Source organism: Acidisphaera rubrifaciens HS-AP3 (assembly GCF_000964365.1).
Taxonomy (GTDB): domain Bacteria; phylum Pseudomonadota; class Alphaproteobacteria; order Acetobacterales; family Acetobacteraceae; genus Acidisphaera; species Acidisphaera rubrifaciens.
The window spans coordinates 1-8,421 of record NZ_BANB01000459.1; the positions used below are offsets into that span (position 1 = coordinate 1).

The window sequence follows — 8,421 nt, forward strand, 5'->3', positions numbered from 1 at the left end:
GCCCCGCTGCTGGCCGCCGTCGCCGCGACCGAGGCCGCCCTGCGCGCCCAGGCCGACAGCACGCCGCCGCCGCCCCGCGCCGACGCCGCGACGATGCGCCGCTTGCTGCGCGACGAGGATTGGGCGAGGGCTGCGCGGGAGTTTCTGGGGGTGCCGGAATAACGAGAGGCCGTCCGTACGGGCCGTCCCGCCCGCTTTCCAGACGCTAATCTTGGACGTCGGGCTCGAACGGATCCAGATACCGCTTGTCGAGCATCAGATGCACGCCCTTGTTGCCGTTCACGACCTGTGTGACGCGAAGGTCTCCGGCCACGCTCAGGAGCGTATAGGCCTGATGGCGATCGATCGCTGTGCGGTCACAGACCAGATCGAGCATCTGCCTTAAGGCGATGACGACGCAATTATCCAGATCGGGGTCGAAGCCCATCGTGATCACGTGCGTCGGTGTCTCCGCACGGGGCCATTCGAGTGCGATATCATCGCGAACGCTCAGACGAAACCGACCAATAAGGCCAGTCTCGATCGCGGTGAGGCAGACCTCGCCATCGCCTTGTGCGCCATGTCCGTCACCGACGGAAAACAACGCCCCGTCGACAAAGATCGGCAAATACAAGGTCGTGCCTTCGACAAGTTCCTTGTTGTCCACATTGCCGCCATTGGCCCGCGGCGGGGGCGTCGGGATGACACCCCACGCGGGTGGCGGCGCCACCGCCATCACGCCGAAGAACGGTCGAAACGGTATCCGGTGCCCCCACGGCAGACGCCAGATCCGGCGTTCCCGATCCAGCTTCGTATGAACCACGCGGGCGTCTGCAAAGTCAGCCGGAAGCGCGCCAGCGAGCGGACGGATGACGTTATGGCCCCAGTCGTAATGCGGCTCGATCCGTTCGATGTCCACCTGCAAGGTCTGCCCGGCCCTCGCGCCGCGCACGGCGACGGGCCCCGTGCATATATGCCCGAAGAAGCGCTGCGGACCGTGTGCGGCATGAATCTCGGGCAACGCCGGTGGAACCTCGAACGGTGCCGGTGGCAGCAGTTCGGGTCCACCTGAAACCGTCGAGATCACGATACGATCACCGCTCTCGATCGTCGCAACCGGTGAAAGTCGCGAGTCAAAATAGCCCCAGTGAACCGTCTCGGGGCCTGCATCCAGGCGAATGACCTCGGCGCTTCCGTCCATCAGCCTGCTCGACGCGGGCGCGAAAGGCGCGCGACGTCTCTGACAGTCAAGAAGGCTGTCCCGTCGGAGCGCTCGTCGACAGGGCGACCGGAAGAACCGGGTCGGCCGATCTGCCGAGAATGCCGCGACCCTTCAATGAACGCAGACCGTAGAGAAAGCCGAGTTCGAAGAACGAATCGATGAATTTGAAAAGGATCTGGATCAGGATCATGTTCACGAGCACGCTGGCCGACACCACGCCGGCGAACGCCATAATCACGAACAACACTGAATTGACCGCCATGGACACGACGTTCGCGGAGACAGCCCTCAACCACATCTTCCTGTCGCCGGTAAGATTTCGCACGGCATCATACACGTAGACCATCACGAGGCCGGTGATCCACGTGGCTATGATGCTGGCGACGGCGATGCGCGGCACGATTTTGTTAAGAGACAGAAAAGCCGAATGACTCTGTTCGAAGTGGGAGGGGAACGGTAGCAGAAACAGAAACAACAGCAGGATGGATGTCATGATCCTGCAAAGCATCTGCGCATGGACCGATGTGCGGGAAATCTCGAAGCCGTAAAACTCACTCAGGTAGTTTTGTCCCAGTTCCAGCGTCGGATAAACGAGGGAGCCGGCAATCGTGATGAAGGTCACTCCGCCGAGCACAAGACTGACGAACTGCGCCGACGTAAATGAAATGAAGATCTGGAAGGCGCCCTGGATTCCCACGACCCACAAGACCGCGTACTGGCGGCCGAACATCTCGGCCATCAGGATGCCTATTCCGACTGCGGCGAAGCTGGCGAATATGGTTCCGACGATCCAGACGAGGCCAACCCAGTCGCTCAGCATGTCAAAACCTATCTCGATAGAGCGGGCGCCAAGACTTTCTCAAGCGGCATGCTCACAGCACAGCATCGCCGCTCCACCCCGTCAATGAGATTTTCGAAATTCCGGTCATATTATCGAAACGCCGTGGACCGCATGCCGGGGCGGTGCTAGGGAAAGCAGACACTGCAGCAGGCGGCAGGGTTGCCGGTTCTCTGTACGCATCCGATACAAGGAAGCGGAATGAATTTGCATCTAAAGGGACGTGTCGCGCTCATCACTGGCCCGGCCAAGGGGATGGGCGCCGCGATCACTCGAAGTTTTGCCGCGGAGGGATGCGGGCTCGTCCTTGTTGGACGCGACGTCGCCGCCGTCAATGAGGTCGCGGGGGAGCTGGCGGACGCCGGCGTCGAGCTCGTCGTCGTCGGCTGCGATCTGACAGACCCCGCTCAGTGCGAGCGTGCGGCCGGCATCGGCGTGTCGAGGTTCGGACGCATCGATATCCTGGTCAACGTCGCGGGTGGTTCGGGTCCGATCGGGAAGTCCGGTGTGGAGACCACCCCCGATGAGTTCGACCAGATCGTCACGCTCAATATGAACGGATGCTTCCACACGATAAGGGCGGTGCTTCCCGGCATGATTGAGCAACGGTACGGAAAGATCGTGAACGTCGGCGGCACGTTCGGGATGCGCGGCCGGGCGGGCCGCGTGGCCTATTCGGCGTCGAAATGGGGACTTCGCGGACTGACGAAAAGCATCGCGCTGGAAGTCGGCGCCCACAACATCAACGTCAATTGCGTGGCGCCGGGAATGGTCGACGGCGCCCGCTTCCGTGAGAAAGTCTGCGCAGATATGGCACGACGTCTCCATATCAGCGTGGAAGAAGCCGTCGAGCATCATGCGGCCGACTATGCGCTCCGCCGGATCACGACCGACCAGGACGTCGCCAATGCATGTGTGTTTCTGGCCAGCGACGTATCGCGCCAGATTACCGGCGTCGATTTACCGGTCGACGGTGGCTGGGCCATGCTTTGAAGTGCGGAGGAGCGGAATGCTCGCAGACCTGGTCATCAAGAACGGAACCGTCGTCTCACCCGAATCCGTCTTCGGCGCCAGCGTTGCCATCAGGGACGGGGTGATTATCGCCGTCGGCACCGCGGAGTCGATGCCGCCGGCGCAGGAGATTATCGATGCGACCGGGCTGCATGTCCTGCCGGGTGCCATCGACGACCACGTGCATTTCCGCGATCCGGGCTATCCACAGAAGGAGGATTTCGCCTCCGGCACCGCCGCTGCCGCGTTTGGCGGGGTCACGACCGTGTTCGACATGCCAAATACGCTGCCAACCGTCGAAAATGCTCATGCACTTGCCGAGAAGCATGCGATCGCGGCGGCAAAGGCGCATGTCGATTACGGGCTGTACGGCGTTCTCGGCGAGACCTCGATTGATAACGTCGCGGCCCTGATCGAGGGCGGCGTGATCGGGTTCAAATTGTACATGGGAAATACCTTCGGTCGCATTCCCACGCCTTCCACCGGGGCGATGCTGGAAGCATTCGAGGCGGTCGCACCGACAGGGAAGCGGATTTCGCTTCACGCCGAGACAAACTCGGTGATGGAACGGCGCGAAGCAAAGCTTCGGAAAGCCGGCCGCATTGAACCGCTCGCTCACCTCGACTCGCGGCCCGAGGTTGTCGCGATCGAAGCGGTGAGCCGCGCCGCGATCCTGGCCGAATGGACCGGGGCGAGAATCCATATTCTCCATATTTCATCCGCCGGCGAACTGAGACCCCTGGCTGAAGGAAAAGCCCGCGGCGTGGACATCACCGGTGAGACCTGTCCGCATTACCTTTTCCTGTCGACGGATGACTATAGCCGTTGCGGCGGTATCATTCGCGTCAACCCGCCTGTCCGTGAGGCACGCAATCAGGGGCCGATCTGGGCGGCACTTGTCGACGGCGCGATCGATGTGATTGCGACCGATCACGCGCCGCATGCGATCGAGGAGAAAATGAGGCGAGACATTTGGACGGTCGATTGCGGTTTCCCGGGTGTCGAGACGCAGATGCCGCTGATGTTGACGGCAATCGCGCAGGGGCGCGCGTCGATTTGCGACTATGTTCGCTGGAGCGCCGCCAATCCCGCCAGGATATGGGGATTGTATCCACGCAAAGGCGTCATACAGGTCGGGGCCGATGCCGATATCGTCGTGGTCGATCTCGGCCGCCGGTGGACGATCAGGGATCGCGACCTGCATTCCCGGGGAAAAGCCTCGCCATGGGACGGATACGACGTCCAGGGCCTGCCGCTGCATACCATCGTTCGCGGCCGGTTTGTCCTTAAAGACAGGGTTCTCCAACCGGGCACGTGCGGATGGGGACGGTCGGTGCATAGTATTCAGACCATGCCGCCGCCGAAGCCCGCCAACGTCCAGCAGACCACGACAGCGATACTTTCGTCCGGCACCCGCACCTGACCAGACAACGCGTGCCGATTCGGCACGCCGAGCCGGGAAGCCCGGTCGGTCAGAGTGCGGGCGACCACCACATAAGCGGACGCATAGACGGACCTCGCTCGTCTAAAGCGGAGGTGCGTGCTAGCAGCTAGGGGTCAAGCATAAAGCCAGGGGACGTCCAGCGCATGAGTCCGACCCGTCAGCCTCCAGCGGAACAGTTTTCGACATTGGGGAACGACGTTTTCTTCCGCCTGCGGAGCGATATCATCGCGTCGCGTTTTGCTCCTGGCGCGAAACTCAGGCTCAGCGACCTTCGGACAGCCTACGGGGTCGGGTTCAGCCCCCTGCGCGAGGCCCTGTCTCGCCTGACCGAGAACCGTCTGGTCACGGCGATCGGCCAACGAGGCTTTCGCGTTCGCGAGGCCTCGGCCGAGGACATCACGGATATTTCCATGGTTCGCAAAGAGGTCGAAGGCCATGCGTTGCGCCTGGCGATCCGCAACGCCAACGACCTCTGGGAAGCGCAGTTGACGGCTGCTGGCGAGGCGTTGGTCGCACTCCAGCGGATGGGAAAGAAGGTGGCCGAGGACGTCTGGGAATCGCGGCACCGGGAATTCCATCGCGCGCTCGTCTCAGCCTGCAACTCCCCCTGTCTGTTGCATTTGCACGAGCTGCTATGCGACCAGTTTGACCGCTATCGGCGCCTGTCGGCCAAAAGCCGGCTGCCGAACGCCCCGCGATGGCTGATGCACATGGAGATCCTCGACGCCGCGCGGGCGAGGGAAGCGGATAAGGCGGTCGCGCTCCTCGAGGCGCACATAACCGAAGCAACGCAGCTGATCGTGATGGGACTTCTGGCGCCAAGCCATCGCCCCTCTCCGCGGTCGGCGACGCGACGCTCGATCAAAACGGCCCCTAAGGCCGCGCCAGCCAGCCCATCGAGGCGCCCGGCTCGGCGTCCGTCGTCGGCAGATAGGGCTTGATGTCGAGCAATGTCGTGCCGTCGAGGCAATCGAGATAGCGCACCCGCAGCCGCCCCGGCTCGTCCATGCCGTCATAGGCGACCACCGACAGCGCGATCGGGTTGGGCCGCGCCGGGGCGCGCGTCGCGAACACCCCGCGCGGCTGGCTGTCAAAGGGCGGGACGAACATCACCGGCGGGCTCTCCGTCGTCTCCATCCAGTAAAGTAGGATCAGGTGCGAGAACCCCTCCAGGCTCGACAGGCCGGGCCGGTATTCGGGATGCACCTCCGCCACGCATTCCGGCGCCGGGTCGATCGCGCGGCCGTTGCGCGGACAGTCCGCCATGCTGCGGAACGGCGTGCGCAGCACCCCGATCGGCACCAATGCCCGCATCACCGCCCCCCCGGCATGGCGATCTGCCGCCCCACCCAGTCCGGCACAGGCCCGCCGCCGCCCGCCGCGTCCGCAAGCCGGGCGGCGAGGGCGGGCGGGAAGTCGGCGGTGCGCCGGCTCGCCATGTCCACGTGCAGGGCGATCAGCTCCTGCGTCGCCGCCCGGAACCCGCCCGCCACGTGGAACATCTCATGCCCGAAATGCAGCCGCTTGCGGTCGGCGGCAAACAGGCGCGAACCCACGCGCAGCGCGTCGCCCACCGCCACCTCGCGCTCGTACAGCGTGTGCGTCTCGGCCACGAAGATCGTCGCCCGCCCGTCCGCGCGATACGCCTCGCCCACGCCGATCGCGTCGAACAGCACGTCCGTCGCATGGTCGAACACGACCACGTAATAGGCGAGGTTCATGTGCCCGTTGGCGTCGATCCATTCGGGCAGGACACGCGCTTCATGCTCCGTCATGGGCCAAGCGTGGCGGGGCCGGGCGGGGCCGGTCAAGATCGTCCTGGCGTGCCGCGCAAGGCGGGTCGGGGGGAGACACCGGCCGGGCGGACGGGCTAGGTGTGTCCGATGACAGACACGCTGCTGCCGATCGACCCGGGCGCCCGCCGCGCCATCCTCGATGCCTGTGGAGAGCTGGAAGACGAGACGGTGCGGCTGCTCGCCCGTCTCGCCCGCCACCGCAGCGTGCTCGGGCAGGAACAGGGCTGCCTCGACGACGTGCAGGAGGTGCTGTCCGGCCTCGGCCTGCGCCCGTTCCCGGTGCCGGTCGAGGTCGGGCGGCTGCAATCCGTGCCCGGATTCTCGCCGCCGCTGATCCCCTATGACGGGCGCGACAACGTCGCCGCCATCCACCGCCCGCGCGAGCGGCGCGGCCGCTCGCTGCTGCTGCAGGGCCACGTGGACGTGGTGCCGGAGGGGGCGGCCGATCTGTGGACGACCCCGCCCTACGAGCCCGACATACGCGACGGCCGCATGTACGGCCGCGGCACCGCCGACATGAAGGCAGGCCTGGTCGCCGCCATCACCGCCTATCGCGCGCTCCGCCTCGCCGGTCTCCAGCCGGCGGCGGAACTGCAACTCGCCGCGGTGATCGAGGAGGAATGCACCGGCAACGGCGCGCTCGCGGTCATGCACGCCCTGCCGAAGCCCGATGCCTGCCTGATCCCCGAACCGGGGCCGGGCTATCCCGCGCTCTATGTGGCGGAGGTCGGGGTCGTCTGGGCCTGGGTCACCGTCACCGGCCGGCCCACCCATGTGCGCGACATGCAGGCCGGCGTGAACGCGATCGACGCCGCCTTTGTCCTCGTCGAACGCTTCCGCGCCTATGAGAACGCGATGAACCGGGCGGAGCGGCGCCATCCCGCCTTCGCGGCCGAGAACCATCCGATCAACGTCAATGTCGGCACGATCGAGGGCGGGGAGTGGAACAGCTCCGTGCCCACCCGTGCCCGCATCGGCCTGCGCGTCGGCGTCATGCCCGGCCACCCCGCCAGCGAGGTCCGCGCCGAGATCGAGGCTTTGGTGGAGGAGGCCGGCGCCGATCCCCGCCTGCGCGGCGCGCGCGTGGGCGTGGAGTTCGCGGGATTCATGGCCGACGGGGCGATCTTCCCGCCGGATCAGGCGATCAGCCGCGCGGTCGCGCGCCTGCATGCCGACGTGACCGGCGCGGACCTGCGCGAATACACCGCCCTCGGCCTGACCGACGCCCGCTTCTACACGCTGTATCAGGGCACGGAGGCGACGTGCTACGGCCCCGACAGCGACAACATCCACGGCATCGACGAAAGCGTGGGCCTCGCCTCGGTCCACGACGTGACCCGCGTACTCGCGCTCACCGTCGCCGGCTGGTGCGGGCTGGAGAAGCTGTCGACCTGAGGGCGCGCCCTCAGCCGGAGCTGACGCTGTCCGACGAGGGATGATGCGCGGCGGCGCGGCGGAGCAGCCAGATGGCGGCGACCATCACCGTGATCAGCCCGGCCAGCACGCCCAGCTCCATCATCGAATAGCGGAACGTCATCTGCTGCTGCGGCGTCCAGGTGTTGCCGTGCGTCGCCTCCGACGATTGCAGGGTGATCACCAGCACCCGCCTGATGCTGGCGATCACGCCGACGATCAGGAACGGCTCGACCGTCAGCACGCCGGAGCGGAGCGATACCCGGACCGTGTGGAACACCTCGATCAGCATCAGCACGAACAGCAGCCGGTCGATCACCTGCACGATCGCGTCGGCCTGCGTGACGTCGATGATGCTGGTCCACAGCAGGCCCGCCGCGCCCACCAGCGCGACGCCCGCCGCGATCGCCAGCAACAGGCCGAGCGCCACATAGACGGCGTGTTCGACGAGCAGGAACACCCGGTCGGTCGTCTGTGCCGCCGGCGGCTCCTCGCGCTTGTGGGCGGGCGGCGGCGTGTCGAGGTCAGATCGGTCCATGCGATGCCATACAGCGGGATGCGGGTGCGGGTTGCATGCCGGCGTCGCGTTCAGCCGACGGGAGGGGTGGCGAGGGTAACCGCATGCGCGCCGACCGTCACCCGGCGCGGGCGCAGGTCGTCCGTCCACTCGACATGGCTCGGCGCGAGGCTGACCCCCGCTTGCGCGAGCGGGGCCGCC

At 65.7% G+C, this 8,421-nt stretch carries 9 protein-coding genes; 4 read left to right on the forward strand and 5 right to left on the reverse strand.

All coding sequences use genetic code 11. From position 1 onward, the window contains the following. Nucleotides 1-205 precede the first annotated feature (205 nt). Together B8460_RS12940 and B8460_RS12945 are read right to left on the reverse strand one after the other, a co-directional pair. Nucleotides 206-1,180: an acetamidase/formamidase family protein gene (locus tag B8460_RS12940; RefSeq protein ID WP_048862020.1), complete on the reverse strand. Its 975-nt coding sequence runs from the start codon at nt 1,178-1,180 to the stop codon at nt 206-208. Between the two features lie 46 nt (nt 1,181-1,226). Beyond that, nucleotides 1,227-2,021, reverse strand: coding sequence for a queuosine precursor transporter (locus B8460_RS12945; RefSeq protein WP_048862021.1), 795 nt, complete (start codon nt 2,019-2,021; stop codon nt 1,227-1,229). A 219-nt stretch (nt 2,022-2,240) separates the two neighbouring features. Between B8460_RS12945 and B8460_RS12950 the strand changes: the two genes are divergently transcribed. The 3 genes from B8460_RS12950 (at nt 2,241) to B8460_RS12960 (ending at nt 5,435) form a co-directional block, all read left to right on the forward strand. Then, a complete protein-coding gene (locus B8460_RS12950) occupies nt 2,241-3,032 on the forward strand; it encodes an SDR family NAD(P)-dependent oxidoreductase (RefSeq protein WP_048862022.1) in 792 nt (263 codons plus the stop codon). A gap of 16 nt (nt 3,033-3,048) precedes the next feature. Further along, nucleotides 3,049-4,473: an allantoinase AllB gene (gene allB, locus B8460_RS12955; protein WP_048862023.1), complete on the forward strand. Its 1,425-nt coding sequence runs from the start codon at nt 3,049-3,051 to the stop codon at nt 4,471-4,473. A 164-nt stretch (nt 4,474-4,637) separates the two neighbouring features. Then, nucleotides 4,638-5,435 carry a GntR family transcriptional regulator gene (locus B8460_RS12960; RefSeq protein WP_084623620.1) on the forward strand — a complete coding sequence of 266 codons (798 nt, stop codon included), beginning with the start codon at nt 4,638-4,640 and terminating at the stop codon, nt 5,433-5,435. Here B8460_RS12960 and tsaA read toward each other — a convergent pair. Further along, nucleotides 5,368-5,808 carry a tRNA (N6-threonylcarbamoyladenosine(37)-N6)-methyltransferase TrmO gene (gene tsaA, locus B8460_RS12965; RefSeq protein WP_048862025.1) on the reverse strand — a complete coding sequence of 147 codons (441 nt, stop codon included), beginning with the start codon at nt 5,806-5,808 and terminating at the stop codon, nt 5,368-5,370. The two genes, B8460_RS12960 and tsaA, sit on opposite strands and share 68 nt — an antisense overlap. Then, entirely contained in the window at nt 5,808-6,269 is a 462-nt protein-coding gene (locus B8460_RS12970; protein ID WP_052945239.1) for a thioesterase family protein, read from the reverse strand. Before B8460_RS12970 ends, tsaA begins: the two co-directional genes overlap by 1 nt. A 108-nt stretch (nt 6,270-6,377) precedes the next feature. Between B8460_RS12970 and B8460_RS12975 the strand changes: the two genes are divergently transcribed. Next, nucleotides 6,378-7,685: an ArgE/DapE family deacylase gene (locus B8460_RS12975; RefSeq protein ID WP_048862026.1), complete on the forward strand. Its 1,308-nt coding sequence runs from the start codon at nt 6,378-6,380 to the stop codon at nt 7,683-7,685. A gap of 10 nt (nt 7,686-7,695) precedes the next feature. Here the strand turns inward: B8460_RS12975 and B8460_RS12980 are convergent, their stop codons facing one another. Continuing rightward, on the reverse strand, nt 7,696-8,241 hold the full coding sequence (locus B8460_RS12980) for a phosphate-starvation-inducible PsiE family protein (RefSeq protein ID WP_084623622.1): 546 nt from the start codon (nt 8,239-8,241) through the stop codon (nt 7,696-7,698). Nucleotides 8,242-8,421: the final 180 nt, after the last annotated feature.